36 protein-coding genes are annotated in these 25,432 nt (G+C 34.4%); 31 read left to right on the forward strand and 5 right to left on the reverse strand.

Annotated features, from left to right (window positions below; translation table 11 throughout):
* Positions 1 to 316: 316 nt before the first annotated feature.
* From AC3IPI_RS08825 to AC3IPI_RS08845, 5 genes are all read right to left on the reverse strand, one after another.
* Complete coding sequence (locus tag AC3IPI_RS08825) at positions 317 to 1,105, reverse strand: DUF2490 domain-containing protein (RefSeq protein ID WP_489158491.1); 789 nt, start codon at positions 1,103 to 1,105, stop codon at positions 317 to 319.
* A 50-nt stretch (positions 1,106 to 1,155) separates the two neighbouring features.
* Positions 1,156 to 1,890, reverse strand: coding sequence for a 23S rRNA (guanosine(2251)-2'-O)-methyltransferase RlmB (gene rlmB / locus AC3IPI_RS08830; RefSeq protein ID WP_039117296.1), 735 nt, complete (start codon positions 1,888 to 1,890; stop codon positions 1,156 to 1,158).
* Between the two features lie 86 nt (positions 1,891 to 1,976).
* Positions 1,977 to 3,449 carry a SusD/RagB family nutrient-binding outer membrane lipoprotein gene (locus AC3IPI_RS08835; protein ID WP_489158494.1) on the reverse strand — a complete coding sequence of 491 codons (1,473 nt, stop codon included), beginning with the start codon at positions 3,447 to 3,449 and terminating at the stop codon, positions 1,977 to 1,979.
* Between the two features lie 11 nt (positions 3,450 to 3,460).
* Positions 3,461 to 6,700, reverse strand: coding sequence for a SusC/RagA family TonB-linked outer membrane protein (locus AC3IPI_RS08840; RefSeq protein ID WP_489158496.1), 3,240 nt, complete (start codon positions 6,698 to 6,700; stop codon positions 3,461 to 3,463).
* Positions 6,701 to 6,902: 202 nt separating this feature from the next.
* Positions 6,903 to 8,615: a BamA/TamA family outer membrane protein gene (locus AC3IPI_RS08845; protein WP_489158498.1), complete on the reverse strand. Its 1,713-nt coding sequence runs from the start codon at positions 8,613 to 8,615 to the stop codon at positions 6,903 to 6,905.
* Between the two features lie 181 nt (positions 8,616 to 8,796).
* On the opposite strand from AC3IPI_RS08845, the gene rpsL reads away from it, so the two are divergent.
* The 31 genes from rpsL to AC3IPI_RS09000 all read left to right on the forward strand — a co-directional run bounded on the left by rpsL (position 8,797) and on the right by AC3IPI_RS09000 (position 25,416).
* Positions 8,797 to 9,180, forward strand: a complete 384-nt coding sequence (gene rpsL, locus AC3IPI_RS08850; RefSeq protein ID WP_007136570.1) for a 30S ribosomal protein S12 — start codon at positions 8,797 to 8,799, stop codon at positions 9,178 to 9,180.
* 22 nt (positions 9,181 to 9,202) lie between these two features.
* A complete protein-coding gene (gene rpsG / locus AC3IPI_RS08855) occupies positions 9,203 to 9,679 on the forward strand; it encodes a 30S ribosomal protein S7 (protein WP_007803600.1) in 477 nt (158 codons plus the stop codon).
* Between the two features lie 10 nt (positions 9,680 to 9,689).
* On the forward strand, positions 9,690 to 11,846 hold the full coding sequence (fusA, locus tag AC3IPI_RS08860; RefSeq protein WP_039111741.1) for an elongation factor G: 2,157 nt from the start codon (positions 9,690 to 9,692) through the stop codon (positions 11,844 to 11,846).
* 11 nt (positions 11,847 to 11,857) lie between these two features.
* Positions 11,858 to 12,163: a 30S ribosomal protein S10 gene (rpsJ, locus tag AC3IPI_RS08865; RefSeq protein WP_011963470.1), complete on the forward strand. Its 306-nt coding sequence runs from the start codon at positions 11,858 to 11,860 to the stop codon at positions 12,161 to 12,163.
* Between the two features lie 155 nt (positions 12,164 to 12,318).
* On the forward strand, positions 12,319 to 12,936 hold the full coding sequence (gene rplC, locus AC3IPI_RS08870) for a 50S ribosomal protein L3 (RefSeq protein ID WP_035619642.1): 618 nt from the start codon (positions 12,319 to 12,321) through the stop codon (positions 12,934 to 12,936).
* Positions 12,936 to 13,565, forward strand: a complete 630-nt coding sequence (gene rplD, locus AC3IPI_RS08875; protein ID WP_039111740.1) for a 50S ribosomal protein L4 — start codon at positions 12,936 to 12,938, stop codon at positions 13,563 to 13,565. Before rplC ends, rplD begins: the two co-directional genes overlap by 1 nt.
* A gap of 7 nt (positions 13,566 to 13,572) precedes the next feature.
* A complete protein-coding gene (rplW, locus tag AC3IPI_RS08880) occupies positions 13,573 to 13,863 on the forward strand; it encodes a 50S ribosomal protein L23 (RefSeq protein ID WP_039111739.1) in 291 nt (96 codons plus the stop codon).
* A gap of 9 nt (positions 13,864 to 13,872) precedes the next feature.
* On the forward strand, positions 13,873 to 14,697 hold the full coding sequence (gene rplB, locus AC3IPI_RS08885) for a 50S ribosomal protein L2 (RefSeq protein WP_035619640.1): 825 nt from the start codon (positions 13,873 to 13,875) through the stop codon (positions 14,695 to 14,697).
* Between the two features lie 6 nt (positions 14,698 to 14,703).
* Entirely contained in the window at positions 14,704 to 14,982 is a 279-nt protein-coding gene (gene rpsS / locus AC3IPI_RS08890; protein WP_008464288.1) for a 30S ribosomal protein S19, read from the forward strand.
* Positions 14,983 to 14,988: 6 nt separating this feature from the next.
* Positions 14,989 to 15,402 carry a 50S ribosomal protein L22 gene (gene rplV, locus AC3IPI_RS08895; protein ID WP_007803631.1) on the forward strand — a complete coding sequence of 138 codons (414 nt, stop codon included), beginning with the start codon at positions 14,989 to 14,991 and terminating at the stop codon, positions 15,400 to 15,402.
* A gap of 5 nt (positions 15,403 to 15,407) precedes the next feature.
* A complete protein-coding gene (rpsC, locus tag AC3IPI_RS08900; RefSeq protein WP_035619639.1) occupies positions 15,408 to 16,160 on the forward strand; it encodes a 30S ribosomal protein S3 in 753 nt (250 codons plus the stop codon).
* Positions 16,161 to 16,179: 19 nt separating this feature from the next.
* Positions 16,180 to 16,605, forward strand: a complete 426-nt coding sequence (rplP, locus tag AC3IPI_RS08905) for a 50S ribosomal protein L16 (RefSeq protein WP_039111738.1) — start codon at positions 16,180 to 16,182, stop codon at positions 16,603 to 16,605.
* Positions 16,606 to 16,618: 13 nt separating this feature from the next.
* On the forward strand, positions 16,619 to 16,810 hold the full coding sequence (gene rpmC / locus AC3IPI_RS08910; protein ID WP_007803639.1) for a 50S ribosomal protein L29: 192 nt from the start codon (positions 16,619 to 16,621) through the stop codon (positions 16,808 to 16,810).
* 17 nt (positions 16,811 to 16,827) lie between these two features.
* Complete coding sequence (gene rpsQ / locus AC3IPI_RS08915) at positions 16,828 to 17,088, forward strand: 30S ribosomal protein S17 (RefSeq protein ID WP_035619637.1); 261 nt, start codon at positions 16,828 to 16,830, stop codon at positions 17,086 to 17,088.
* Positions 17,089 to 17,090: 2 nt separating this feature from the next.
* Positions 17,091 to 17,459 (forward strand): 50S ribosomal protein L14, encoded by a 369-nt coding sequence (gene rplN, locus AC3IPI_RS08920; protein ID WP_007803649.1) that lies wholly within the window; start codon positions 17,091 to 17,093, stop codon positions 17,457 to 17,459.
* A gap of 11 nt (positions 17,460 to 17,470) precedes the next feature.
* Positions 17,471 to 17,785: a 50S ribosomal protein L24 gene (rplX, locus tag AC3IPI_RS08925; protein ID WP_035619636.1), complete on the forward strand. Its 315-nt coding sequence runs from the start codon at positions 17,471 to 17,473 to the stop codon at positions 17,783 to 17,785.
* Positions 17,786 to 17,787: 2 nt separating this feature from the next.
* A complete protein-coding gene (rplE, locus tag AC3IPI_RS08930; RefSeq protein WP_035619635.1) occupies positions 17,788 to 18,339 on the forward strand; it encodes a 50S ribosomal protein L5 in 552 nt (183 codons plus the stop codon).
* A 3-nt stretch (positions 18,340 to 18,342) separates the two neighbouring features.
* On the forward strand, positions 18,343 to 18,612 hold the full coding sequence (gene rpsN, locus AC3IPI_RS08935; protein ID WP_007803655.1) for a 30S ribosomal protein S14: 270 nt from the start codon (positions 18,343 to 18,345) through the stop codon (positions 18,610 to 18,612).
* A gap of 104 nt (positions 18,613 to 18,716) precedes the next feature.
* The gene (rpsH, locus tag AC3IPI_RS08940; protein WP_035619634.1) at positions 18,717 to 19,115 is read left to right on the forward strand and encodes a 30S ribosomal protein S8; all 399 of its coding nucleotides are present in this window, start codon (positions 18,717 to 18,719) and stop codon (positions 19,113 to 19,115) included.
* Positions 19,116 to 19,133: 18 nt separating this feature from the next.
* Positions 19,134 to 19,676 carry a 50S ribosomal protein L6 gene (gene rplF / locus AC3IPI_RS08945; protein WP_039111737.1) on the forward strand — a complete coding sequence of 181 codons (543 nt, stop codon included), beginning with the start codon at positions 19,134 to 19,136 and terminating at the stop codon, positions 19,674 to 19,676.
* 11 nt (positions 19,677 to 19,687) lie between these two features.
* Positions 19,688 to 20,038 carry a 50S ribosomal protein L18 gene (gene rplR / locus AC3IPI_RS08950; protein WP_039111736.1) on the forward strand — a complete coding sequence of 117 codons (351 nt, stop codon included), beginning with the start codon at positions 19,688 to 19,690 and terminating at the stop codon, positions 20,036 to 20,038.
* Positions 20,039 to 20,041: 3 nt separating this feature from the next.
* Positions 20,042 to 20,566 (forward strand): 30S ribosomal protein S5, encoded by a 525-nt coding sequence (rpsE, locus tag AC3IPI_RS08955; protein ID WP_085950271.1) that lies wholly within the window; start codon positions 20,042 to 20,044, stop codon positions 20,564 to 20,566.
* Between the two features lie 12 nt (positions 20,567 to 20,578).
* Positions 20,579 to 20,761 (forward strand): 50S ribosomal protein L30, encoded by a 183-nt coding sequence (rpmD, locus tag AC3IPI_RS08960; RefSeq protein WP_017495010.1) that lies wholly within the window; start codon positions 20,579 to 20,581, stop codon positions 20,759 to 20,761.
* A gap of 11 nt (positions 20,762 to 20,772) precedes the next feature.
* Complete coding sequence (rplO, locus tag AC3IPI_RS08965; RefSeq protein ID WP_039111735.1) at positions 20,773 to 21,225, forward strand: 50S ribosomal protein L15; 453 nt, start codon at positions 20,773 to 20,775, stop codon at positions 21,223 to 21,225.
* Between the two features lie 12 nt (positions 21,226 to 21,237).
* Complete coding sequence (secY, locus tag AC3IPI_RS08970) at positions 21,238 to 22,584, forward strand: preprotein translocase subunit SecY (RefSeq protein WP_035619626.1); 1,347 nt, start codon at positions 21,238 to 21,240, stop codon at positions 22,582 to 22,584.
* Positions 22,585 to 22,591: 7 nt separating this feature from the next.
* Positions 22,592 to 22,807 (forward strand): translation initiation factor IF-1, encoded by a 216-nt coding sequence (gene infA, locus AC3IPI_RS08975; RefSeq protein WP_007136545.1) that lies wholly within the window; start codon positions 22,592 to 22,594, stop codon positions 22,805 to 22,807.
* Between the two features lie 12 nt (positions 22,808 to 22,819).
* Entirely contained in the window at positions 22,820 to 22,936 is a 117-nt protein-coding gene (gene ykgO, locus AC3IPI_RS08980; protein ID WP_072945378.1) for a type B 50S ribosomal protein L36, read from the forward strand.
* 2 nt (positions 22,937 to 22,938) lie between these two features.
* Positions 22,939 to 23,313, forward strand: coding sequence for a 30S ribosomal protein S13 (gene rpsM, locus AC3IPI_RS08985; protein ID WP_039111734.1), 375 nt, complete (start codon positions 22,939 to 22,941; stop codon positions 23,311 to 23,313).
* 8 nt (positions 23,314 to 23,321) lie between these two features.
* Positions 23,322 to 23,705 carry a 30S ribosomal protein S11 gene (gene rpsK, locus AC3IPI_RS08990; protein ID WP_007803677.1) on the forward strand — a complete coding sequence of 128 codons (384 nt, stop codon included), beginning with the start codon at positions 23,322 to 23,324 and terminating at the stop codon, positions 23,703 to 23,705.
* A gap of 91 nt (positions 23,706 to 23,796) precedes the next feature.
* Positions 23,797 to 24,402 (forward strand): 30S ribosomal protein S4, encoded by a 606-nt coding sequence (gene rpsD, locus AC3IPI_RS08995; protein ID WP_035619621.1) that lies wholly within the window; start codon positions 23,797 to 23,799, stop codon positions 24,400 to 24,402.
* 21 nt (positions 24,403 to 24,423) lie between these two features.
* A complete protein-coding gene (locus AC3IPI_RS09000; RefSeq protein ID WP_026109818.1) occupies positions 24,424 to 25,416 on the forward strand; it encodes a DNA-directed RNA polymerase subunit alpha in 993 nt (330 codons plus the stop codon).
* Positions 25,417 to 25,432 lie beyond the last annotated feature (16 nt).

Here is a 25,432-nt window from a genome sequence, read left to right on the forward strand (position 1 = left end):
TTTTTTATCTGTTTATTATAGGTGATATCGTTAAATTTTTGAAAATATTTAATTTTTTTGGTTGGTTTTTTTTTGTTTTTTGTTTTTTTTGAGCAGAATAAAAGAAAAAAATAAAAGTAATTTTTGTTGTTAAATTATGGGTTAATAAAAGCTTTTTTTTCTTGAAACATTCGAAAAAAGCATAGATAATAGGGGCTGTAGACCTTTTACGATATAGTTTTTTTGACTTTAAATTGTGAAATTTAACCTAGAATACATGTGTTTTGGTATTCTATAAAAGCAATGTTATTAAATTGTTTTGTCTGTAACAGGAGCGTTATTGATTTGATTTTTGAAGTGTTTTTTTACTTTTATTTTTGAAAATATTATTAAAAGTTAATGTTACTGAAGCGGCATTTATTATTTGCGAATCTGTATCTCTTGGAAGATACTCATTGGTATAGGTCAATTCTATTTGTATGTCATCTGTAAATAAATATCCTGCTCCAAGGTTTAATCTATTGCGGTCAAAAAAGCTTAGCCCAGTAATTTTTGCATCAGATTTAAAGAATAATTCATCAGAAACTATAGCGTAAACTACACCTTCACGGAGTACTTTACTGTTTACTGGTTTTAGATATTTAATTTGTTGACGATATCTATATATGTCTTGATATTTACCGTTTTCATCTCTTATATATCGGAGTTCTATTCTCATTCTTGTGCTGAGAGTATATCCTATCTTATGAAAATAGTAAGTGCCTTGTAATGCAAACCTCCATTCGGGAGATTTAAATTGTCCTATTTCAGGAACATCTTTGTTGTCATAATAGGCTAAGAAGCTAGATAGTTTCCACCGAGGACTTAAGTAGTAGTGTCCCCAAGTTCTAAAAGCTTTCTGGGTGTTTGTGTGGAAAATTTGAGCAGAAGATTCTGTGCTGCTGTAGGTATTGTCAAAATTTAGTTCAAGGGACCATTTTTCATTTATAGTTCTGTTGAATTGAATCTCGCTCCAGAATTGATTATATGTAGAAGTTTGTCCATGACTTATACTTGTAATTAGAAATATTACAAGTATAAATATGACTTTTTTTGTTGGAATGCTACGAATAGAATTGGAATGCATAAAAAATTATTTATAATCATTTATTTACCCTCTAATCTTATGTGTTGGTTTTATTTTCTTTGGCGGACAGCCTCATATAAAAAAGCTCCACAAGCAACAGAAACGTTTAGAGATCCTATTGTTCCAAACATTGGAAGTTTTGCTTTTTCATCAACTATTTTTAATACCGATGGATTGATACCTCTATCCTCAGATCCCATTATTATAGCGACAGCTTCATTTAATGAAACATCATAAATGTTTTGATCGGTTTTCTCGGTTGCGGCTACAGTTTTTATACCTGAACCTTGTAGGTAAAATATAGCATCTTTTATGTGTTCTACTTTACAAATAGGTACATTAAATACTGCTCCAGCTGATGTTTTAACAGTATCTCCGTTAACTGGAGCTGAACCTGATTTTTGAACGATGATTCCGTTTACGCCAGTGCACTCTGCAGTTCTGATAATGGCACCAAAATTACGAGCGTCAGATATTTGGTCTAAAATTAAAAATAGGGGAGTGCATCCTGATGCAATAGTTGAGTCCACTAAATGTTCTAATTCAATAAAGCCAATTGGTGATATTGTTGCAACTGCACCTTGGTGATTATTTGGGGTTAATCTGTTTAGTTTTTCAACTGGAACATAAGAAAAATTTATGTTGGCGCGTTTCATCACTTTCATTAAATCTTTCATCAGTTCACCTGATATCTCTTTTTGTATGAAGACCTTGTCTACTTCTTTTCCTGATTGTATTGCCTCTATGATGGCTCTAATTCCGAATATTTGATGTTCTTTTTCCATACGGCAAATATAGTTATAATGTTCATATAAAAAAAAGCCACTCTGAACGAACAGAGTGGCTTAATTATGATTACTAAGATAAAAAATTAGAATTTATCCCAGAATAGTTTTGTTGTTAATAAATCTCCACCGATAGCATCAGAAGCTGCTTTCCAGTTTGAATTATTTACTTGTTGTTCAAGAACTGGATATGTCATTCTTACTGGAACTTTACCACCAGCATTAGTAATAGCAGTAGGAGGTGCAACTAAAACAGGGAAATCTAATCTTCTCCAGAAATTCCATGAAGTTAAACCTTGATTAAACATAGCTACCCAAGCTTGTTCTCCAATTGATTTTTTCCAATTAGTAGCATCATAAGGTTTTGTAGCAAGATATGCTGTTACATCTGCTGCGTTACCACCCCATTCTAAGATCGAAGCTTTAACTGCTGCATCATAAAAAGGTGCGGCAGCTGCTGGTGAAACCCATCTAGCATTTGCTTCAGCAATATAAAAAGCAACTTCAGTATAGTTTAATAAGATACCTGGAGTTGTACGAGTGTATGCAAATGCACCAATGCTAGAAAAATCACTGAATTTTCCACTTTTTCCAACTTCTTGACCTACAAAAATATCATCTGAAGGATCATCTGGAGTCTCATCTACTTTTGGTTCGTAATAATGACTTATTCTTGGGTCATTAGATGCATTCATGTAATCAACTAATGGTTTAGCAGCGAAGAAATCATCTCTACCACTTGCAGCCAAGTTTTCAAACAAAGGGTTGAAATTTGGAGATGGAGATAAGTATTGAAATTGACAATTATTAGCAGGAGAAGTCATAACCCCCGCAGCTATAGCAGAAAGTGCTGTAGTCTGTGCTAAAGTTGGATTTGCATCGGCAATTCCGATTGCTAGTTTTAATTTTAAAGAGTTAGCAAGTACAATCCATTTTGCAATAGCTCCATTGTAATATTTGTCACCATCACTAAAAGTCTTAAAGCCAGTTCCTGTAATGTCTAAATTAGTTATATCAGTATTTATTCTTACGATTAAATCTTCATAAATCTTAGATGCATCATCATATGCTGGTAATGGGTAAGCAGTAAGGTTTGCAGCTTGAGTATAAGGTATATTTCCGAAAGTATCTACAAGCATTTGAAATGTGTAAACTTGCATGATATCAATAATAGCCAATTGGTTTTTTTTGTTTTTTGGCCATGCTGGAGCTTCAGCGATAGTTGGTACATACGCATTAACCAGTTCTTTTGCTTTACCTAAGTTGTTCAATACATTTACATAATTATCAGTATAAATGTTGTTAGAAACATTTCTGTTAACAAAGTCATAATTACTTTCGTTTACATAGATTGCTTCTTGCCAGTACTGCATCGTTAATCTGAAGTTGTTTTCGTTAACACTAGGAGTGTTTACGTAATCACTTAATTCCTTTTGAGCATAATTTATAAGGGATCCAGGAACGGTAGTATAGGCGCTATTTGGGTCTGTGTTTATATCTTCACTAACACAAGCTGTCATCGACAGACCAATTGTTAGTATTGCTATGATTTTTTTCATTTCCATTTTTTTTAAAAATTAAGTTTGACGTTAAAAGAAATATTTCTTGTTGACGGCATAGGACCTGATTGGTATCCTTGTGTATTACCAGAAGATAATCCTGCTTCTGGATCAGAATAAGGAACGCTTTTGTCTATTATCCATAGATTATTTCCGATTATGCTAAATGAAGCTCCTTTTACAGAATTCCCTAATAAACTTGTTGGGAAATTGTATGTAAACGCTACCTCTCTTAATTTTACAAAACCAGCATCGTAAACAAAATGTGCAGTAGGAGGATCTGTACTTAAAACTTGACTTGATTGAGATCTGTCTAATCTCGTTGTGTTCGTTACATATTGTGGTTGTCCATTTCCAGGCACATAAGCAGGGTTTGCCATAACACCTTGTAAAAGTTGACCACCACCATTAGCAAGTGTGTTTCTTATAGGATTTCCTAAGTCGTTGTTTCCAACTGAATTTTCATAAATACCTGTTCCGTATCCGTAGTATTGATCAAGAGAGAAAAGACTTCCTCCTTTTTTTACATCAATTAAGAAGCTGAAAGAAACGTTTTTGTAAGTGAATCTGTTGTTTAAACCACCAGTCCAGTCTGCTTGGTATGTTCCTAATTCATTGTCAGTAGTAGTAGATACTAAATAAGCACCATTATCTCCAATGACTTTATTACCAGCATTATCTAATACGTATGTTGTTCCCCAGATTGTACCATAATCTCTGTTAAGAGGGGCATTGATGCTGATTCCACCTTGTAAAGAGTTGATCTGAATATTTTCAATACCTGGTGCTAACTCAGTAACTTTAGTGTTAGGGTTAGCCCAGTTAACATTAATATCCCAAGAAAAGTTTGCAGTTTTAACAGGAGTAACATTAAGAGATACCTCAAATCCTTTTGTTGTTAAGGTACCAGCATTCATATTATTAAACGGTGATCCGGTAGCTGTTGATACAGGTAAAGGTAAAATTTGGTTGTAAGCTTTGTTTTGGAACCAAGCAACGTCAAATCCAAATCTATTATCTGCAAATTGCATGTTTAAACCTAACTCAACATTATCTAATTGTTGTGGTTTTAAATTAGGGTTTTTTGCAGTAGTATTGTAAGAATAAGCAGGTGTGCCGAAAGGATTTCTGGCAGTATAGCTGTTTATAAGTAAGTTAGGATCAGTGTCAGAACCTACTTGAGCATAAGCAGCTCTAAATTTACCAAAGTTGATGAATTCAATATCTTTTAACCAATTTGAAAACACCACACTTCCAGATATTGCTGAATACCAATAGGTATTATTATCAGTAGGTAAGGCAGATGATTCATCTCTTCTCACAGACCCTTCAAGATAGTATGTTCCTTTATAACCTAAAGTTGCTTGTGCGAACATACCTAGAACTTCTTTTCTTGTTTTGATTGTTCTTGGTAGTGTTATAGCAGATACTGAGTTTGAGATTGTATATATTCCAGGAATGTACAATCCTCCAGATGTTGATTGTTCCTCAGAAAATTTGCTTTGAACGTTAAAGTTTGTGCCTAAGATAAAATTAAGGTTTAAATCTTCTGCTAAGTCTTTTTTGTAAGTAGCTAAGAAATCATAATTTTGTTCACTATAATCAAACAAATTTAAAGCGTAACCAGATGGTTGGTTCACTGTGTTTAGTCCTAATGCATTTGCATATGAACCTACAGCAATTCTGTCTTCTGTTTTTAAGTTAAATCCATCAGTACCCATTCTACCCATTAAGTTGATGCTTTTAGATACATCATAACTTATGCTTGCGTTTGCTGCAAATCTTCTTCTGCTATCATTGTTGTAATTTTGATCTCTTTGGAAGTATGGATTGTCCCAAAAAGCAGGAGCTAGTGGGGTTGCATTATTTGGGCCTTTTATATTCCAAGTATAGTTTTGATTGCTCATTCCGTAAAGCTCTTTTTGTTCTTTGATGTCAACATTAGTTGGCCACCATTGTCTAAATCCAGCTATTGCGTTTCCGCCGTATCCAGTAGAGTTTCTGTTTGTTGTGTTCTGAGATACATAAGTTGCATTGAATGTAGAGCTTAATTTATCGCTAAATTTATAAGTTCCTGCAAAATTGAAGTTATTCTTGCTTAATAAAGAATTTGGTAATACGTCAGAACTATTTGTATTGGCATAAGTTAATCTATAAGTGGCTTTGTCTGAACCTCCACTTAAAGCGATATTATTTACAGTTGTAGTACCAGTTTCAAAGAATTCAATTGGTCCATTTTTGGCAGCAACCCATGGTGTTTTTTTGCCAAAAGAAGCAGATCCAGGAGTGAAGGCGCCATATTGCCAAACATCTTCGCCAGTATATTTAGGTCCGTAAGAAGCGTCATCACCTGTTGAAACAAGTTTAGATCCTTGGTAACTACCCCAGCTATCTTCCCCGTTGTAACCTTGACCATATTCAGTTTGGTATTTAGGGAATGTTTTTTTGTCTACAGTAGACATAACGTAAGAAGAAGAAAACTCTACAGATAGGTCATTTCTTGCTTTTCCTTTTTTAGTCGTAATGATGATCGCACCATTTTGAGCTCTAGATCCATAAAGGGCAGTAGCTGCCGCACCTTTTAGTACGTTAATCTCTGCAATATTATTTGGGTTAATGTCTGATGCAGCATTTCCGTAATCAACACCACCTCTACCTTGTTTTTGGTCTAAGCTATTTACGTTGTTGTTTAGAATAGGTACTCCATCTACTACGAATAAAGCTTGATTGTCTCCTAGCATAGATTTGAACCCTCTAAGAACTACGTTTGTAGATCCTCCAAAGTTTGTTCCTTGTGTTACGCTAAGACCTGCAACTTTTCCTGATAAGTTGTTTACAAAGTTTCCAGTAGGTACTGTGCTTACCTGCTCTGCTGTTACTGTTTGTGCAGAATAACCAAGAGATTTTTTCTCTCTTTTGATCCCTAATGCAGTAACTACTACACCCTCAAGTTCTACTGATGAACTTGATAGTTTTGCACTCACAGATGTGGAACTTGCAGCTATTTCTTGGGTTTTCATCCCAATATAGCTAAATACTAATACTTGGGTTGGTGATGCTTTGATGGAGTATTTACCGTCAAAATCAGTTTGTGTTCCGCTTTTTGTTCCTTTAACTAATACACTAACACCTGGTAAGGGCATGCCTGTATTATCCGAAACAATACCTGAAACAACTCTCTCTTGCGCAAAAGTTAGTTGCGCCATTAGTACTAATAGTAGTACTAAGAATCCATTGAACTTTAGTTTCATTTTAAAATATTTTGAATTAGTCTGCCAAAAATCTTAATAATTTGTTAACTTTCCTAATAAATAAAACTTTTTTTTTGGTTTCAGTTAAAATTTAACATTATTGTATATTTCATTAAAAATGTTATAATGCTGAGATATGTGTAATTTTAGTGATGTTATTACAGGCTGGTTTTCGTTATTTGCAATTAATGCGGGGTTATTTTTAGAATTTAACATTATATTGGATGTTAAGTATGCTATTGTAAAATTTTATTCGATCTTCACTAGTGCTTCCGTTTGCAAGAGTTATTTGTAGCAGTCCGTTTCTTGTTAAAATACCTAGGCCTATTCCGATGCCGATTAAGTTATTTAATTTTTTTTTGTTCTCGGGTGTAGTTTTGTCTTGGTAAAGACCGTAGTCTGCAATGGTGTGTAGGTACAAGTTTGGTGTTGGTTGGTAGCGATATTCGGTTATTAGTAAATTGGTATTATTGGCTTGTAGGCTGTTTTCAGCAAAACCTCTTATAGAGTTAATTCCACCAAATCGATATAGTTCATTTGTTAGATATGTGTTGCTCCAGAGGTAGTAATTTTTACTTCTTATGTAAAAACTATTTTTAATATTTATATAAAAAATGTTAATTAAGTCAATATTGGCATAATGTTGTTTGTTCTCTTCTGAATCTTCAGTTGTGTTGTTTGTGTTTGTTCTTTTTCCGAGACCTGCAGTTATGTTAATATTGGTTTTGGTTGGGAAGATGAAATTTTCAGGAGTTGTTTTTTTGTATTCAAATGTAGCCGTTGTAAAGTGGTTTTTGTAGTCTTGAATTAGTGCGCTGTTTGTATTTTGAATGTCGCTCGATTCGGTTGATTGGTACCCTATATATAGGTGGGAATTGTATTTTATGTAATATCCTAAGGCGATAGCGGTTTTTGTGTTCTGAAAAATACTGTCTTGTTTGAAAATCTCTAATTCAGCTTTTAAGCTTGTTGGTGTTTTGAATAGGTAAGGTATTTCGATTTTGCTTTTGAAAGTTGTTTGTTTGTTTCCATCGCTTTTCCAGTATAGAGAAAATTGTTCTCCACTATGTAGGGTGTTTTCAAGGTTTATGTCAAGATATCCATTAAGAGTTATTTTTTTGTTTTCATCATTAGAAAAACCTATGTAGCCATCAAAAGTGTTGGATTTTCTTTTTTCGATATATATATAGATTTTGGTTGAGTCGTTTGAGAATAAAATTTCAGGAAATTTGCTTTGTTTTACAAAAGTGAATTTTTCAAAATCATTGTAGATTTCTGTAGTAGTTTCTTGGTTGAATGTTTTTCCAGTATATTTTTTTTTAATCTGTTTTAAGTGTCCTTTTGGAAAAATGTTTGATTGGTTGCTTTGTGTGTAGTTTAGTACAATCGAGTTTATTTCTCTCTTCTTTTCATTCTTAATAGAAATGTCTGCGTAAAGGGTATTTTTCTTTCGTTGAATATTTGTGAGTTTTAGTTTTGTAAATGCGTACCCTAAATGTTCAAGTTGATTTATTTTTTTGTTTAAAAGAGATTCAATCTCTTCGTACCGAATGGTTATTATGTTGTTTATGGTGTTTGGAAATATATTGTTAAGAATGGGGTTTTCTTTGTCTACATATATATGTATGGAGTTTATTTTTTCTTTTAGGTTAAATTTTACTATAAAGGTGCTGTCGTTTATACGGTTATTTGTGATTATTTGATTGTCAATAAAACCTTTTGATGTTAGTTTTTTTGAGAATAATTCTATTTCATCAGTTAGTGACTTTGTTGTTTTGTGTTTTTTTAGATAGGGGATGGAGTCGATAGTTTTGTTTTCAAAATTGTTGGCTCCGTTTATTTTTAATTCAAAATGCTGTGCATAGCATTGTAAACTTAGAGAGGTTATTAGTAATAAAGACAAGAGTGTTTTCAATTTTAAAAGTGTTTTATTAAAAGTAATGCAAATATCTAATCTTTGGGATAAAAATCATAAGGTTAAATAATGTTATTGAAAATTAATGCATTAACGTTTGTATAGTGAAAAATATTTTATACATTTGCAACCCCGTAAAAAGCGGGAATTTAATATACATAATAAATTTTTAGTATTAATTATGCCAACAATTCAACAATTAGTAAGAACAGGAAGAACTCAGATAACTAAGAAGAGTAAATCGGTTGCTTTAGATTCTTGTCCTCAAAGAAGAGGGGTTTGTACGCGTGTTTACACTACTACACCAAAAAAACCAAACTCTGCAATGCGTAAAGTTGCGCGTGTACGTTTGACAAATGGTAATGAAGTAAATGCTTACATCCCTGGAGAAGGACACAATTTACAAGAGCACTCGATAGTATTAGTTAGAGGCGGAAGGGTAAAAGATTTACCAGGTGTTAGATATCATATCGTTCGTGGAGCGCTTGACACGTCAGGGGTTGCAGGAAGAACGCAAAGAAGATCTAAGTACGGTGCTAAACGCCCAAAAGAAGCAAAAAAGTAATTTAAACTTTTAAAAAAAAGACATGAGAAAAAGAGCGGCAAAGAAAAGACCACTTTTACCAGATCCGAGGTTTAATGACCAATTGGTAACGCGTTTTGTGAATAACTTAATGTGGGACGGTAAGAAATCTACAGCTTTTAAAGTATTTTATGATGCAATTGACATCATCGAATCTAAAAAGCAAGATTCAGAAAAATCATCATTAGAAATCTGGAAAGATGCTTTAACTAATGTTATGCCTCACGTAGAAGTACGTAGTCGTAGAGTTGGTGGAGCTACATTCCAAATTCCAATGCAAATCAGACCAGATCGTAAGATTTCTATGGCAATGAAGTGGTTAATACTTTATTCTAGAAGAAGAAATGAAAAATCTATGGCTCAAAGGTTAGCTTCAGAATGTTTAGCTGCGGCTAAAGAAGAAGGAGCTGCTGTTAAAAAGAGAATGGATACTCATAAAATGGCTGAAGCAAATAAAGCATTCTCTCACTTTAGATTTTAATTCATAAGAAATGGCTAGAGATTTAAAATATACAAGAAATATAGGGATTGCTGCTCATATTGATGCTGGTAAAACAACAACAACAGAGCGTATTCTTTTTTATACTGGTAAAACACATAAAATTGGTGAGGTGCATAATGGTGCTTCTACAATGGACTGGATGGAGCAAGAAGCGGAAAGAGGTATCACAATTACTTCTGCTGCTACTACTTGTGAGTGGAATTTTCCAACTCAACAAGGAAAGGTTTTGCCTGAAACATTGCCTTACCACTTTAATATTATTGATACTCCGGGACACGTTGATTTTACTGTAGAGGTAAATCGTTCTTTGCGTGTGCTTGATGGGTTGGTTTTCTTGTTTAGTGCTGTTGATGGTGTTGAGCCTCAATCAGAAACTAACTGGAGACTTGCTGATCAATATAGAGTTCCTCGTATGGGGTTCGTTAATAAAATGGATAGACAAGGTTCTAACTTTTTGAATGTATGTCAGCAAGTTAGAGATATGTTAAAATCTAATGCAGTTGCGATTACTTTGCCAATTGGTGAAGAGAATGATTTCAAAGGTGTAGTTGATTTAGTGAAAAATCAGGCTATTATATGGCATGATGAAACTCTTGGAGCTACTTTTGATATTGTGCCTATCCCTGAGGATATGCTTGCAGAAGTAAAAGAATTTAGATCTATACTTATTGAAGCTGTTGCTGACTACGATGAGAATTTGTTGGAGAAGTTTATGGAAGATGAAGACTCAATTACTGAGGAAGAAATCAACAAAGCTTTAAGAGCAGCTACTATAGATATGGCAATCATTCCTATGCTTGCTGGTTCTTCTTTCAAAAATAAAGGAGTTCAGTTTATGTTAGATGCTGTATGTAAGTACTTGCCATCTCCAATGGATAAAGAAGGTATCGAAGGGATTCATCCTGATGATGTTGATTTATTAGAGGAGGATCAAACAAAAATTCTTCGTCGTCCAGATGTAAAAGAGCCATTCGCTGCTTTGGCATTTAAAATTGCTACAGATCCATTCGTGGGACGTTTAGCTTTCTTCCGTGCTTATTCAGGTCGTTTGGATGCGGGTTCATATATTTTGAATACGCGTTCTGGGAACAAAGAAAGAATTTCTCGTATCTATCAAATGCATGCTAATAAGCAAAATCCTATCGAATATATCGAAGCTGGGGATATTGGGGCGGCAGTTGGATTTAAAGATATTAAGACTGGGGATACTATGTGTGATGAAAAACACCCAATTATTCTTGAGTCAATGAAATTCCCTGCGCCGGTAATTGGTATTGCTATTGAGCCTAAAACTAAGGCTGACGTAGATAAAATGGGTATGGCTTTGGCGAAATTAGCTGAAGAGGATCCGACATTTACGGTTAGAACAGATGAGGCTTCAGGGCAAACTATTATATCTGGTATGGGTGAGCTTCACTTAGATATCTTGGTAGATCGTATGAAACGTGAATTTAAAGTTGAAGTGAACCAAGGTGAGCCTCAAGTTGAGTATAAAGAAGCGTTTACAAGAAGTGCAACACATAGAGAGACTTACAAAAAACAATCAGGAGGTCGTGGTAAATTCGGTGATATCGTATTTACACTTGAGCCAGCTGACGAAGTTGATGGTAAAGTTCCTGTAGGATTGCAATTTATTAATGCTGTAAAAGGTGGTAACGTTCCTAAGGAATATATTCCATCTGTAGAAAAAGGTTTCCGTGAAGCTATGAAAACTGGTCCTTTAGCAGGATACCAAGTAGATAGTTTAAAAGTGACTTTAACTGACGGATCTTTCCACCCTGTCGATTCAGATGCGCTTTCTTTTGAGTTAGCAGCTAGAATGGGGTATAGAGAAGTGGCTAAAGCTGCTGGGGCAATCATTCTTGAGCCAATCATGAAAATGGAAGTTATTACACCTGAAGAAAACATGGGGGATATCGTAGGTGATATCAACCGTCGTAGAGGTCAGGTTAATGACATGGGTGATAGAAATGGTGCTAAAACTATCAAGGCTGATGTGCCTTTATCAGAGATGTTTGGTTATGTAACAACATTGAGAACACTTTCATCTGGTAGAGCAACATCTACAATGGAATTTTCACACTACGCTGAAACACCTTCTAATATTTCAGAAGCAGTTATCAAAAAAGCAAAAGGAAACGCTTAATCTTTAAGAAAATGAGTCAAAAAATCAGAATAAAACTAAAATCTTACGATCACATGTTGGTAGATAAATCTGCTGAAAAGATTGTAAAAACAGTTAAGAGTACCGGTGCTGTTGTAACAGGTCCAATTCCGTTGCCAACACATAAAAAACTTTTCACTGTACTACGTTCTCCGCACGTTAACAAAAAAGCAAGAGAGCAATTCGAAGTAATGTCATATAAGAGATTAATTGACATTTATTCATCTTCATCTAAAACTATTGATGCTCTAATGAAACTTGAATTGCCAAGTGGAGTAGAGGTTGAGATCAAAGTTTAAGTAGTTCAAGAGTAAAAAAGGACGCTGCTTTTAGGCGAAAAATATTTTTTTTGGTTTGTGTGTAAATAAGTTATACTTTTGCACCTCTTAAAAAATAGGATTCGGTTTAAAAGCTGCGTTCTATATTTATATTTAATAATTAATAATTAATATTTATGTCTGGGTTAATTGGTAGAAAAATCGGCATGACAAGTATTTTTGATGAAAACGGGAAAAATATTCCTTGTACAGTAATCGAAGCTGGTCCATGTGTTGTTACCCAAGTCAGAACCAAAGGTGTTGACGGGTATGAAGCGTTGCAACTAGGTTTCGATGACAAAAACGAGAAACATTCCACAAAAGCGGCTTTAGGTCACTTTAAGAAAGCTGGAACTGTAGCTAAGAAAAAAGTCGTTGAATTCCAAGATTTCGCAACAGAGCAAAAATTAGGAGATCTTATTGATGTTTCTATTTTTTCTGAAGGAGAATTTGTAGATGTACAAGGTGTGTCTAAAGGTAAAGGTTTTCAAGGGGTTGTAAAACGTCACGGTTTTGGTGGTGTTGGTCAAGCAACTCACGGTCAACACAACCGTTTAAGAGCGCCAGGTTCTGTGGGAGCTTCTTCTTATCCATCTAGAGTATTCAAAGGAATGCGTATGGCTGGAAGAATGGGAGGAGACAATGTAAAAGTTCAAAACCTTAGAGTTTTAAAAGTAGTTGCTGAAAAGAACTTACTAGTTATTAAAGGATGTGTTCCTGGTCATAACAACTCTTATGTAATCATTCAGAAGTAATGGAAGTAAAAGTATTAGATTTCAACGGAAAAGATACTGGTAGAAAAGTTCAACTTTCTGATTCAGTATTCGCAATTGAACCAAATAATCACGCTGTATATCTTGATGTTAAGCAATATTTAGCTAATCAAAGACAAGGTACTCACAAAGCTAAAGAAAGAGCTGAAGTAGCGGGAAGTACACGTAAGATTAAAAAACAAAAAGGAACTGGTACTGCTCGTGCGGGTAGTATTAAAAACCCTTTGTTTAAAGGTGGTGGGACAGTTTTCGGACCAAGACCAAGAAGTTATTCATTCAAATTGAATAAAAACTTAAAGAGATTGGCAAGAAAATCTGCTTTCTCAATTAAAGCAAAAGAAGCAAGTATTGTTGTTTTAGAAGACTTTAATTTTGAAACACCAAACACTAAAAATTTCATTAATGTTTTGAAAGCTTTAGGGTTAGAAAATAAAAAATCTTTATTTGTGTTGGGAGAGTCGAATAAAAATGTATATTTGTCGTCACGCAATTTAAAGGCTTCTAGTGTTGTAAGTAGTTATGAATTAAGTACTTACGCTATTTTGAACGCTAATAATTTAGTGCTTTTAGAGAGCTCTTTAGAGGTAATTGAAGAAAATTTAAGCAAATAATAGGAATATGAGTATCATAATTAGACCTATAGTAACTGAAAAAGTAACCAAGGAAAGTGAAGTTTTGAATCGCTTCGGTTTTGTTGTTGACAAAAAAGCAAATAAAGTTCAGATTAAGAAAGCTGTTGAAGCTGCTTATGGAGTAACTATTTTGAGTGTTAACACAATGAATGTAAGACCGGATAGAACTACAAAATACACAAAAAGTGGTTTGATCAGCGGAAAGACAAATGCAATCAAAAAAGCAATTGTTCAAGTACAAGAAGGAGAAACAATTGATTTTTACAACAATATCTAAGATAGAAAAATGTCAGTAAGAAAATTAAAACCTATTACCCCAGGTCAGCGATTTAGAGTTGTGAATGGTTATGACGCCATTACAACTGATAAGCCGGAACGCTCTTTGATAGCGCCGATAAAAAACTCTGGAGGTAGAAATAGTCAAGGAAAGATGACCATGCGTTATACGGGTGGTGGTCACAAGCAGAGATATCGTATTATTGATTTCAAACGTACAAAAGAAGGAATTCCAGCTACAGTGAAATCAATCGAATATGATCCAAATCGTACTGCATTTATCGCTTTATTAGCTTATGCTGATGGAGAGAAAACTTATGTTATCGCTCAAAATGGATTGAAAGTTGGTCAGAAATTAGTTTCAGGTCCAGAATCTCAACCAGAAATTGGTAACACATTGCCTTTAAGCAGAATTCCTTTAGGAACTGTTATTTCTTGTATCGAATTGAGACCAGGACAAGGGGCTGTAATCGCTCGTTCTGCTGGAACATTTGCTCAATTAATGGCAAGAGATGGAAAATATGCTACAATTAAAATGCCATCAGGTGAAACAAGATTAATTTTGTTAACTTGTGCAGCTACAATTGGAGCAGTTTCTAATTCAGACCACCAATTAGTTGTATCTGGTAAAGCAGGTAGAACAAGATGGTTAGGAAGAAGACCTAGAACAAGACCTGTTGCAATGAACCCTGTTGATCACCCAATGGGTGGTGGAGAAGGACGTTCTTCTGGTGGACATCCACGTTCAAGAAATGGAATACCAGCTAAAGGTTATAGAACTCGTTCTAAGAAAAACCCGAGTAACAAGTATATCGTAGAACGTAGAAAGAAATAATAAGATATGGCACGTTCATTAAAAAAAGGACCTTTCGTTCATTATAAGTTAGACAAGAAAGTTCAGGAAAACGTAGAAAGTGGTAAAAATGCAGTTGTAAAGACTTGGTCTAGAGCTTCAATGATTACTCCAGATTTCGTTGGACAAACTATCGCAGTTCATAACGGTCGTCAATTTGTACCAGTTTACGTAACAGAAAACATGGTAGGTCACAAATTAGGAGAATTTTCACCAACTAGATCTTTTAGAGGTCATGCTGGAGCAAAAAATAAAGGTAAAAAATAAGAAGCAATGGGAGTTCGTAAAAGAGAAACAGCAGATGCGAGAAAAGAGGCTAATAAGTCTATTGCTTTCGCAAAATTGAATAACTGCCCTACTTCACCTAGAAAAATGCGCTTAGTAGCGGACTTGGTAAGAGGTCAGAAGGTAGAAAGAGCACTTAACATCTTAAGATTTAGTTCTAAAGAAGCTTCAAGAAAATTAGAAAAACTATTATTATCTGCAATCAATAACTGGGAGCAAAAAAATAGTGAAGGTAATTTAGAAGAAGCTGGATTATTTGTTAAAGAGATCAGAGTAGATGGTGGAATGATGTTGAAAAGACTTCGTCCGGCACCTCAAGGTCGTGCACACAGAATAAGAAAACGTTCTAACCACGTAACAATCGTGCTTGGAGCTATCAATAACACACAAAGCAATTCTTAAACAGCATGGGACAAAAGACAAATCCAATTGGAAATAGACTTGGTATCATCAGAGGGTGGGACTCAAACTGGTATGGTGGAAATGATTACGGTGATAAACTTGCCGAAGATCACAAAATCAGAAAGTATATCCACGCTCGTTTATCAAAAGCTAGTGTATCAAAAGTAATCATCGAGAGAACTTTGAAACTTGTAACCGTTACTATCACTACTGCAAGACCTGGTATTATTATTGGGAAAGGTGGACAAGAGGTAGACAAGTTAAAAGAAGAACTTAAGAAAATTACTGACAAAGAGGTTCAAATTAACATCTTTGAAATCAAAAGACCTGAATTAGATGCTTATCTTGTGGCGACAAGCATCGCTCGTCAAATAGAAAGTCGTATTTCTTACAGACGTGCAATCAAAATGGCTATTGCTGCTTCTATGCGTATGAACGCTGAAGGTATCAAAGTTTTGATTTCTGGTCGTTTGAATGGTGCTGAAATGGCACGTTCAGAAGGTTTCAAAGAAGGTAGAATTCCTCTATCAACTTTCAGAGCTGATATTGATTATGCACTTGCAGAAGCTCATACTACTTACGGTAGAATGGGGATCAAAGTGTGGATCATGAAAGGTGAAGTTTATGGAAAGAGAGATCTTTCTCCGCTTGCTGGAATGGATAAAAAACAAGCTGGTGGTGGTAAAGGTGGAGATGCTCCTCGTGGCAAATCTAACTTTAATAAAGGTTCAAAACCAGACGCTCGTAAAAGAAAGTAAATTTTTAAACTAAAGAAAAATGTTACAGCCTAAAAGAACAAAATACCGTAAGGTACAAAAAGGTAAAATGAAAGGGAATTCTCAAAGAGGATTTGAACTTTCTAATGGAATGTTTGGTATTAAATCTGTACATGAAGATGGAATGTTCTTAACTTCTCGTCAAATCGAAGCTGCGCGTATTGCTGCAACTCGTTTCATGAAGAGAGAAGGACAATTATGGATCAAAATATTTCCAGACAAACCAATTACTAAGAAGCCTCTTGAGGTACGTATGGGTAAAGGTAAAGGTGCCGTTGAATATTGGGCTGCCGTTGTTAAACCCGGAAGAATTATGTTTGAAGTTGGAGGAGTTCCTTTGTCAGTTGCAAAAGAGGCGTTACGTCTTGCAGCTCAAAAGCTTCCAGTAAAAACTAAATTCGTCGTTGCTAGAGATTTCGAAGCATAATTTATATTATATTATGAAACAATCAGAAATAAAAGATCTTTCTGCAGCGGAGTTGCAAGAAAAACTTAGTCAAACTAAGAAGATATATGCTGACCTAAAAATGGCCCACGCTATTTCTCCAATTGAGAACCCACTTCAAATTAGAAGTGTAAGAAGAACAGTTGCAAGATTGGCTACAGAGCTAACTAAAAGAGAGTTACAATAATTGTATTCTGCTGAAAGATGGAAGAAAAAAGAAATTTAAGAAAAGAAAGAATTGGTGTTGTTACTTCTAACAAAATGGAGAAATCTATCGTTGTTGCTGAAGTAAGAAAAGTAAAACACCCATTATACGGTAAGTTCGTGTTGAAAACAAAGAAATACGTTGCACACGACGAAACAAACGACTGTAACATTGGAGATACTGTAAGAATTAGCGAAACGCGTCCTTTAAGTAAATCAAAATGTTGGAGATTAGTTGAAATCATTGAAAGAGCTAAATAATTATGGTACAACAAGAATCAAGACTAAAAGTAGCAGATAACACAGGAGCTAAAGAAGTTTTAACTATCCGTGTTTTAGGAGGTACCAAAAGAAGGTATGCCTCTGTTGGTGACAAGATTGTAGTTTCTATCAAAGATGCAACTCCAAACGGAAACGTGAAAAAAGGAGCTGTTTCAACTGCAGTTGTTGTACGTACCAAAAAAGAAGTGAGAAGAGCTGATGGTTCTTATATCCGTTTCGATGACAATGCATGTGTTCTTTTGAACGCTGCAGGGGAAATGAGAGGAACTCGTGTTTTTGGTCCGGTAGCAAGAGAACTTCGTGAAAAACAATTCATGAAAATTGTATCATTAGCACCAGAAGTGCTTTAATTCGTTTTAAGATGATAAAGCTAAAAATAAAATCAGGAGACATCGTAAGAGTAATTGCTGGTGACCATAAAGGATCAGAAGGTAAAGTTTTACGAGTATACCGTGAAAAAAATAAAGCGATAGTTGAAGGTGTAAACATGGTTTCGAAACATACAAAACCAAGTGCTAAAAACCCTCAAGGTGGTATCGTTAAGAAAGAAGCTTCTATACAAATATCTAACATTTCTCTTATTGATCCTAAAACTAAGGAAGCAACTAGAGTTGGTATTAGAGTAGAAGGAGATAAGAAAGTAAGATTTTCAAAAAAATCTAATCAAGTACTATAGTAATGGCATATACACCTAGACTAAAAGAAGAATATAAGAGTAGAGTAATCTCTGCTCTTAAAGAAGAATTCGGATATACAAACGTAATGCAAGTTCCTAAACTTGAAAAAATCGTTTTGAGCCGTGGAGTTGGTGCAGCTGTATCTGATAAAAAACTTATTGACTATGCAGTTGATGAGTTAACAAAGATCACTGGACAAAAAGCAGTATCTACAATTTCAAAGAAAGACGTTGCGTCTTTCAAATTGAGAAAAGGGATGCCTATTGGAGCAAAAGTTACTTTACGTGGTGAGAGAATGTATGAGTTTTTAGATAGACTTATTACTTCTGCTTTACCGCGCGTTAGAGATTTTAGTGGTATCAAAGCTACTGGTTTCGACGGAAGAGGTAATTACAATCTTGGAGTTTTAGAGCAAATCATTTTCCCTGAAATTGATATTGATAAAGTAAACAAAATTTCAGGAATGGATATTACATTTGTTACTACTGCTCAAACAGACAAGGAAGCAAAGTCATTATTGGCTGAATTAGGATTACCTTTTAAAAAGAATTAAGACATGGCTAAAGAATCAATGAAAGCCCGTGAGGTGAAAAGAGAGAAAACGGTAGCTAAGTATGCTGAGAAAAGAAAAGCTTTGAAAGAAGCTGGAGATTTTGAAGGTTTACAAAAATTACCTAAAAATGCTTCACCAGTTCGTTTGCATAATCGTTGTAAATTAACAGGTAGACCAAGAGGTTATATTCGTCAATTTGGTATTTCACGTGTAACTTTCCGTGAGATGGCTAATAATGGATTAATTCCTGGAGTTAAAAAGGCGTCTTGGTAATCTCGCAATAAGTTATTACTTTTGCAAACCAAAAAATAATTTTAATTGATTAAAGGTTCGGGAGGCGAGTGCCTCCCGAAAACCATAATCGCAATCAAATACATATGTATACAGATCCTATTGCAGATTATTTGACTAGAGTTCGTAACGCTGTGGCTGCAAACCACAAAGTTGTTGAAATTCCAGCATCTAATCTAAAAAAAGAAATAACTAAGATCTTATTCGATCAAGGTTATATCTTGAGTTACAAATTTGAGGACAACGCTGTTCAGGGTTCAATCAAAATCGCTTTGAAGTATGATAAAGATACTAAAGAGTCAGTAATTAAAGATATCCAAAGAATTAGTAAACCAGGTTTACGTAAATATGCAGGTGCTTCTAATTTACCTAGAATCCTTAACGGATTAGGAATTGCTATTGTTTCTACGTCAAAAGGTTTGATGACAGGAAAACAAGCTAAGCAATTAAATGTAGGTGGTGAAGTAATTTGTTACGTATACTAATTATAAAGACTATATAAGATGTCAAGAATAGGTAAAAATCCAATTGTAATCCCTGCTGGTACAACTGTAGAAGTTAAAGACGGTATTATTACAGTAAAAGGAAAAAATGGTCAACTTACACAGGAGTTTTCGGATGTAACTGTAACGGTTGAAGGCGATCAAGTTCAAGTAGATAGATCGTCTGATCACAAAGATCACAGAGCAAAACACGGACTTTACAGATCATTAATCAATAATATGATTATTGGAGTAAATGAAGGGTTTACTAAATCTTTAGAATTAGTTGGAGTTGGTTATAGAGCTTCAAACCAAGGACAAAAGTTAGATTTAGCTCTTGGATATTCTCACAATATTGTTTTAGAAGTTGCTCCTGAAGTAGTTTTAGAAACAATATCTGAAAAAGGTAAGAACCCTATCGTAAAATTAACATCAATTGATAAACAACTTTTAGGTCAGGTTGCTGCGAAAATCAGAGGTTTCCGTAAGCCAGAGCCATATAAAGGAAAAGGTGTTAAATTTGTAGGTGAAGTATTAAGAAGAAAAGCAGGTAAATCAGCTTAAAAAATAAGATTATGTCATTAACAAAATCTGATAGAAGACAGAGAATTAGATTCAGAATTAGAAAATCGATTAGTGGTACTGCTACTAACCCAAGACTATCTGTATTTAGAAGTAACAAAGAAATTTACGCTCAAATTATTGATGATGTAAATGGAGTTACTTTATTAGCTGCCTCTTCAAGAGAAAAAGAAATAGGAAAAGGTACTAACGTTGAAATCGCTGCTGCTGTTGGAAAACTAGTTGCAGAGAAAGCGTTAAAAGCTGGGATTGATACCATCACTTTTGATAGAGGTGGATATTTGTATCACGGTCGTATTAAATCATTAGCAGAAGGCGCAAGAGCGGCTGGACTTAAATTCTAATATATTATGTCTAAATACAAAAATGTAGAATTGGTAAAACCAAGTGGTCTTGAACTTAAAGATCGTCTGGTAAGTGTTAATCGTGTTACTAAAGTTACAAAAGGTGGTAGAGCTTTCGGTTTTTCTGCTATTGTAGTTGTAGGTGATGAAAATGGAGTAGTTGGTCACGGATTAGGAAAATCTAAAGACGTTTCTGAAGCAATTGCGAAAGCAGTAGAAGATGCTAAGAAAAATTTAGTAAAAATTCCTTTGAATGGACAATCAGTTCCTCACGAACAAAAAGGTAAATTTGGTGGTGCACGTGTATTCTTAATTCCTGCGTCTCATGGTACAGGAGTTATTGCTGGTGGAGCTGTTCGTTCAGTTCTTGAATCAGTAGGTATTCACGATGTATTATCTAAATCTCAAGGATCATCAAATCCTCATAACGTAGTGAAAGCAACTTTTGATGCTTTATTACAAATGAGAAGCGCTTATACTGTTGCAAAACAAAGAGGTGTTTCTTTAGAAAAAGTTTTTAAAGGTTAATTCAAGGAAATTATGGCTAAATTATTAGTAAAACAAGTAAGAAGCAAAATCAACTGTCCTCTTTCTCAAAAGAGAGGTTTGGAAGCTTTAGGTCTACGTAAAATGGGACAAGTTGTAGAGCATGATTCAAATCCTGCTATCCTTGGGATGATAAACAAAGTTAAACACTTAGTTTCTGTTGAAGAAGCTAAATAACAAATACTGTTATGAATTTAAGTAACTTACAACCAGCTGAAGGGTCAACACACAATCAAAATAAAAGATTAGGTAGAGGAGAAGGTTCAGGAAAAGGTGGTACTTCTGCAAGAGGTCACAAAGGAGCAAAATCTCGTTCTGGTTATTCTAAAAAGATTGGTTTTGAAGGAGGGCAAATGCCACTTCAAAGACGTGTACCTAAGTTCGGTTTCACAAACATCAACCGTAAAGAATACGAAGGTGTAAATTTGGATACGCTTCAATTATTAGTAGACAATGGTATTATTACAGATTCTGTTGATATGACAGTTTATGTAGCTAATCGTCTAGCTACCAAAAATGAGATCGTTAAGATTTTAGGTAGAGGAGAATTGAAAGCAAAATTAAAAGTAACTGCTCACAAATTTACTGCTACTGCAAAAGCTGCTATTGAAGCTGCTGGTGGAGAAGCTGTAACAATATAATTTTTCTATTGTATGAAGAAATTTATTGAATCAATAAGTAATGTTTGGAAAATCGAAGAACTAAAAAATAGAATCTTAATTACTTTAGGACTTCTTTTAGTATATCGTTTTGGAGCACACGTTACGCTTCCTGGAATTGATGCAACGCAATTGACTGGTTTAGCGGGACAAACAAAAAATGGTTTAGGATCTATTCTAGACATGTTCACCGGAGGTGCATTCTCTAAAGCTTCAGTTTTTGCTTTAGGTATTATGCCTTATATTTCTGCGTCTATTGTTGTACAGTTAATGGGAATTGCGATTCCGTATTTACAAAAACTTCAAAATGATGGAGAGAGCGGTAGAAAAAAAATTAATCAGATAACACGTTGGTTAACTATTGTTATTACACTAGTTCAAGGACCAACTTACATCTATAATTTATATAGAACATTACCTAGTAGTGCATTCTTACTAGGTTTTAATTCTTTTGAGTTTTTATTTTCTTCTGTGATAATCTTAGTTACAGGTACAATTTTTGCCATGTGGTTAGGAGAAAAAATTACAGATAAGGGTATTGGAAATGGAATTTCATTGTTGATTATGGTTGGTATATTAGCTCGTTTTCCACAAGCTTTTATTCAAGAATTTACAACCAGAGTTACCAATAACAATGGAGGACCAATGTTATTAGTTATCGAAATTATTATTTGGTTATTAGTTATTATTTCTTGTGTATTGTTGATTATGGCAGTACGTAAAATCCCAGTTCAATACGCTCGTCGTACAACTTCAGGAGATTATGAGCAAGACTTGATGGGCGGAAATAGGCAATGGATTCCACTTAAGCTTAATGCTTCTGGGGTTATGCCAATCATTTTTGCGCAAGCAATTATGTTTATTCCTGCTGCTGTAGCTGGATTATCAAAATCAGATACATCACAATCAATTGTTGGTGCTTTTAGTAATATGTTTGGATTCTGGTATAACTTTGTATTTGCAACTTTAATAGTTGTATTTACTTTCTTTTATACTGCAATTACAGTTCCTACTAACAAGATGTCTGATGATTTAAAGAGAAGCGGTGGTTTTATTCCAGGTGTTAGACCAGGAGTTGAAACTTCTGATTATCTTGATAAAGTGATGTCTTTAATAACTTTCCCAGGATCTTTATTCCTTGCTTTGATTGCTGTGTTCCCAGCTATTGTTGTAAGTTTTATGGATGTACAACAATCTTGGGCAATGTTTTTTGGAGGTACCTCGTTAATAATTATGGTTGGAGTTGCGATAGATACTATTCAACAAATTAACTCATATTTATTAAACAAACATTATGATGGTTTAATGAAGACTGGTAAAAATAGAAAAGCAGTAGCTTAATTTTTATATGGCAAAACAATCAGCAATAGAACAAGACGGATCAATCATTGAAGCATTATCAAATGCGATGTTCCGTGTAGAATTAGAAAATGGACATATTGTAATTGCTCATATTTCTGGTAAAATGCGTATGCATTACATCAAATTATTACCCGGTGATAAAGTGAAACTAGAAATGAGCCCTTACGACTTGTCAAAAGCAAGAATTACTTATAGATATTAAAGGATATTCACTATGAAAGTTAGAGCATCAGTAAAAAAGAGAAGTCCCGAGTGCATCATTGTGCGTAGAAAAGGGAGATTGTACGTAATAAACAAAAAGAATCCTAGATTTAAACAAAGACAAGGATAATTATGGCAAGAATAGCAGGGGTAGATATCCCAAAAAATAAGAGAGGTGTTATAGCACTTACCTATATCTTTGGATTAGGAAGAAGTAGAGCTATTGAGATTTTAGAGAAAGCTCAAGTAAGCCAAGATAAAAAAGTTCAAGATTGGAATGATGATGAGATCGGAGCAATTCGTGAGGCAGTATCAGCTTTTAAAATTGAAGGAGAATTACGTTCTGAAGTTTCTTTGAACATCAAACGTTTAATGGATATTGGTTGTTACAGAGGTATCCGTCATAGAACTGGTCTTCCATTAAGAGGGCAAAGAACTAAAAACAACTCTAGAACAAGAAAAGGTAAAAGAAAAACTGTTGCTAACAAGAAAAAAGCAACTAAATAATAAGTAATATGGCTAAAGCAACTGCAAAAAAACGTAAAGTTATCGTTGAATCAACGGGTGAAGCTCATATTTCTGCCACTTTCAACAACATTATCATTTCTTTGACTAATAAGAAAGGTGAAGTTATTTCTTGGTCTTCAGCTGGTAAGATGGGTTTCAGAGGTTCTAAAAAGAACACTCCGTACGCAGCTCAAATGGCAGCAGAAGATTGTAGTAAAGTAGCTCTTGAGGCAGGACTTAAAAAAGTTAAGGTTTATGTAAAAGGACCAGGAAACGGACGTGAGTCTGCTATCCGTTCTATTCATAACGGTGGAATTGAAGTTACTGAGATTATCGATGTTACTCCAATGCCTCACAACGGATGTCGTCCTCCTAAGAGACGTAGAGTTTAATACTCAAAACAAATATAGTATAACCTAGATTGAATATAGATTATCGAAGGATAAGACCTGAATTCATAATCTCAATCTTAAACAATTTAAAATGGCAAGATATACTGGTCCTAGTACAAGAATCGCTCGTAAATTTGGCGAAGCAATCTTCGGAGATGATAAGTCTTTCGAAAAAAGAAATTACCCACCTGGACAACACGGGATGGCTAAAAAAAGAGGAAAAAAATCTGAGTATGCTGTTCAGTTAATGGAAAAGCAAAAAGCTAAATATTCTTACGGAATTTTAGAAAAACAATTCAGAAATTTATTCGAAAAAGCATCAGCTACTAAAGGAGTTACTGGTGAAGTTTTATTACAATTATGTGAAGCAAGATTAGATAATGTTGTTTTTAGAATGGGTATCGCTCCTTCTAGAAGAGGTGCACGTCAGATTGTATCTCACAGACACGTTACTGTAAATGGTGAAGTTGTTAATATTCCTTCTTACCACCTTAAGCCTGGTGATAAAGTTGCTGTTCGTGAAAAATCTAAATCTTTAGAAGCTATCGAACGTTCTTTATCAAATTCAAGTCATGTTTATGAATGGATTACTTGGAACAATGATCTTAAAGAAGGAACTTTTGTTTCTGTACCTGCGAGACTTCAAATTCCAGAAAACATTAAAGAACAATTAATCGTAGAGTTGTACAACAAATAATAATTGACTTAGTCGAAATTTATGGCAATATTTAATTTTCAAAAGCCCGATAAAGTTATCATGATCGATTCAACCGATTTTGAAGGTAAATTCGAATTTAGACCTTTAGAACCTGGTTATGGATTGACTGTTGGTAATGCACTTAGAAGAGTTTTGCTTTCAGCATTAGAAGGTTATGCAATTACATCTGTTCGCATTGAAGGTGTAGATCATGAGTTTTCTACTATCTCAGGTGTTGTTGAAGATGTTACCGAAATTATCCTTAATCTTAAACAAGTTCGTTTCAAACGTCAAATTGAAGATATCGATAATGAAGCAGTTACTATTTCTGTTTCTGGTAAAGATCAATTAACAGCAGGTGATTTTCAAAAATTTATTTCAGGTTTTCAAGTACTGAATCCAGACCTTGTTATCTGTAATTTAGATAGTAAAATTAAACTGAATTTCGATTTAACTATCGAAAAAGGTAGAGGATATGTTCCTGCTGAGGAGAACAAAAAACAGAACGCTGCAATTGGAACTATTTTTACAGACTCAATTTTTACTCCGGTAAAAAATGTAAAATATGCAATTGAAAACTTCCGTGTTGAGCAAAAGACCGATTATGAGAAATTAGTTTTTGAAATTAAAACTGATGGATCTATTAATCCTAAAGATGCTCTTACTGAAGCTGCTAAAGTTTTAATTCACCACTTCATGTTATTCTCTGACGAAAGGATTACACTCGAGGCTGACGAAATTGCACAAACAGAATCGTATGATGAAGAGTCATTACATATGAGACAATTGCTTAAAACTAAGCTTGTTGATATGGATTTATCTGTGAGAGCATTAAATTGCTTGAAAGCGGCTGAAGTTGATACACTTGGTGATTTAGTATCGTTCAATAAAAATGACCTAATGAAATTCCGTAATTTTGGTAAAAAATCTTTAACTGAACTTGATGAACTTGTTGCAGTTAAGAATTTAACTTTCGGAATGGATTTAGCTAAATACAAACTAGATAAAGAATAATCTAATTCGCCTTGGC

Source organism: Flavobacterium sp. GL_143, assembly GCF_057834355.1.

What these genes read in the sequence shown, in the direction of transcription:
- rpsG (WP_007803600.1), top strand. Translation starts at nt 9,203, where the DNA reads ATGAGAAAAAGAGCGGCAAAGAAAAGACCACTTTTACCAGATCCGAGG.
- rpsN (WP_007803655.1), top strand. Translation starts at nt 18,343, where the DNA reads ATGGCTAAAGAATCAATGAAAGCCCGTGAGGTGAAAAGAGAGAAAACG.
- rlmB (WP_039117296.1), bottom strand. Translation starts at nt 1,890, where the DNA reads ATGGAAAAAGAACATCAAATATTCGGAATTAGAGCCATCATAGAGGCA.
- rplF (WP_039111737.1), top strand. Translation starts at nt 19,134, where the DNA reads ATGTCAAGAATAGGTAAAAATCCAATTGTAATCCCTGCTGGTACAACT.
- rplW (WP_039111739.1), top strand. Translation starts at nt 13,573, where the DNA reads ATGAGTATCATAATTAGACCTATAGTAACTGAAAAAGTAACCAAGGAA.
- rpsQ (WP_035619637.1), top strand. Translation starts at nt 16,828, where the DNA reads ATGGAAGAAAAAAGAAATTTAAGAAAAGAAAGAATTGGTGTTGTTACT.
- AC3IPI_RS08835 (WP_489158494.1), bottom strand. Translation starts at nt 3,449, where the DNA reads ATGAAAAAAATCATAGCAATACTAACAATTGGTCTGTCGATGACAGCT.
- rpsK (WP_007803677.1), top strand. Translation starts at nt 23,322, where the DNA reads ATGGCTAAAGCAACTGCAAAAAAACGTAAAGTTATCGTTGAATCAACG.
- AC3IPI_RS09000 (WP_026109818.1), top strand. Translation starts at nt 24,424, where the DNA reads ATGGCAATATTTAATTTTCAAAAGCCCGATAAAGTTATCATGATCGAT.
- rplR (WP_039111736.1), top strand. Translation starts at nt 19,688, where the DNA reads ATGTCATTAACAAAATCTGATAGAAGACAGAGAATTAGATTCAGAATT.
- secY (WP_035619626.1), top strand. Translation starts at nt 21,238, where the DNA reads ATGAAGAAATTTATTGAATCAATAAGTAATGTTTGGAAAATCGAAGAA.
- rpmC (WP_007803639.1), top strand. Translation starts at nt 16,619, where the DNA reads ATGAAACAATCAGAAATAAAAGATCTTTCTGCAGCGGAGTTGCAAGAA.
- rplN (WP_007803649.1), top strand. Translation starts at nt 17,091, where the DNA reads ATGGTACAACAAGAATCAAGACTAAAAGTAGCAGATAACACAGGAGCT.
- rplO (WP_039111735.1), top strand. Translation starts at nt 20,773, where the DNA reads ATGAATTTAAGTAACTTACAACCAGCTGAAGGGTCAACACACAATCAA.
- rpsS (WP_008464288.1), top strand. Translation starts at nt 14,704, where the DNA reads ATGGCACGTTCATTAAAAAAAGGACCTTTCGTTCATTATAAGTTAGAC.
- rpsC (WP_035619639.1), top strand. Translation starts at nt 15,408, where the DNA reads ATGGGACAAAAGACAAATCCAATTGGAAATAGACTTGGTATCATCAGA.
- AC3IPI_RS08825 (WP_489158491.1), bottom strand. Translation starts at nt 1,105, where the DNA reads ATGCATTCCAATTCTATTCGTAGCATTCCAACAAAAAAAGTCATATTT.
- rpsL (WP_007136570.1), top strand. Translation starts at nt 8,797, where the DNA reads ATGCCAACAATTCAACAATTAGTAAGAACAGGAAGAACTCAGATAACT.
- rplV (WP_007803631.1), top strand. Translation starts at nt 14,989, where the DNA reads ATGGGAGTTCGTAAAAGAGAAACAGCAGATGCGAGAAAAGAGGCTAAT.
- rpmD (WP_017495010.1), top strand. Translation starts at nt 20,579, where the DNA reads ATGGCTAAATTATTAGTAAAACAAGTAAGAAGCAAAATCAACTGTCCT.
- rplP (WP_039111738.1), top strand. Translation starts at nt 16,180, where the DNA reads ATGTTACAGCCTAAAAGAACAAAATACCGTAAGGTACAAAAAGGTAAA.
- rpsD (WP_035619621.1), top strand. Translation starts at nt 23,797, where the DNA reads ATGGCAAGATATACTGGTCCTAGTACAAGAATCGCTCGTAAATTTGGC.
- rplB (WP_035619640.1), top strand. Translation starts at nt 13,873, where the DNA reads ATGTCAGTAAGAAAATTAAAACCTATTACCCCAGGTCAGCGATTTAGA.
- rpsJ (WP_011963470.1), top strand. Translation starts at nt 11,858, where the DNA reads ATGAGTCAAAAAATCAGAATAAAACTAAAATCTTACGATCACATGTTG.
- rplX (WP_035619636.1), top strand. Translation starts at nt 17,471, where the DNA reads ATGATAAAGCTAAAAATAAAATCAGGAGACATCGTAAGAGTAATTGCT.
- fusA (WP_039111741.1), top strand. Translation starts at nt 9,690, where the DNA reads ATGGCTAGAGATTTAAAATATACAAGAAATATAGGGATTGCTGCTCAT.
- infA (WP_007136545.1), top strand. Translation starts at nt 22,592, where the DNA reads ATGGCAAAACAATCAGCAATAGAACAAGACGGATCAATCATTGAAGCA.
- AC3IPI_RS08840 (WP_489158496.1), bottom strand. Translation starts at nt 6,700, where the DNA reads ATGAAACTAAAGTTCAATGGATTCTTAGTACTACTATTAGTACTAATG.
- ykgO (WP_072945378.1), top strand. Translation starts at nt 22,820, where the DNA reads ATGAAAGTTAGAGCATCAGTAAAAAAGAGAAGTCCCGAGTGCATCATT.
- rpsM (WP_039111734.1), top strand. Translation starts at nt 22,939, where the DNA reads ATGGCAAGAATAGCAGGGGTAGATATCCCAAAAAATAAGAGAGGTGTT.
- rplC (WP_035619642.1), top strand. Translation starts at nt 12,319, where the DNA reads ATGTCTGGGTTAATTGGTAGAAAAATCGGCATGACAAGTATTTTTGAT.
- rplD (WP_039111740.1), top strand. Translation starts at nt 12,936, where the DNA reads ATGGAAGTAAAAGTATTAGATTTCAACGGAAAAGATACTGGTAGAAAA.
- rpsH (WP_035619634.1), top strand. Translation starts at nt 18,717, where the DNA reads ATGTATACAGATCCTATTGCAGATTATTTGACTAGAGTTCGTAACGCT.
- rplE (WP_035619635.1), top strand. Translation starts at nt 17,788, where the DNA reads ATGGCATATACACCTAGACTAAAAGAAGAATATAAGAGTAGAGTAATC.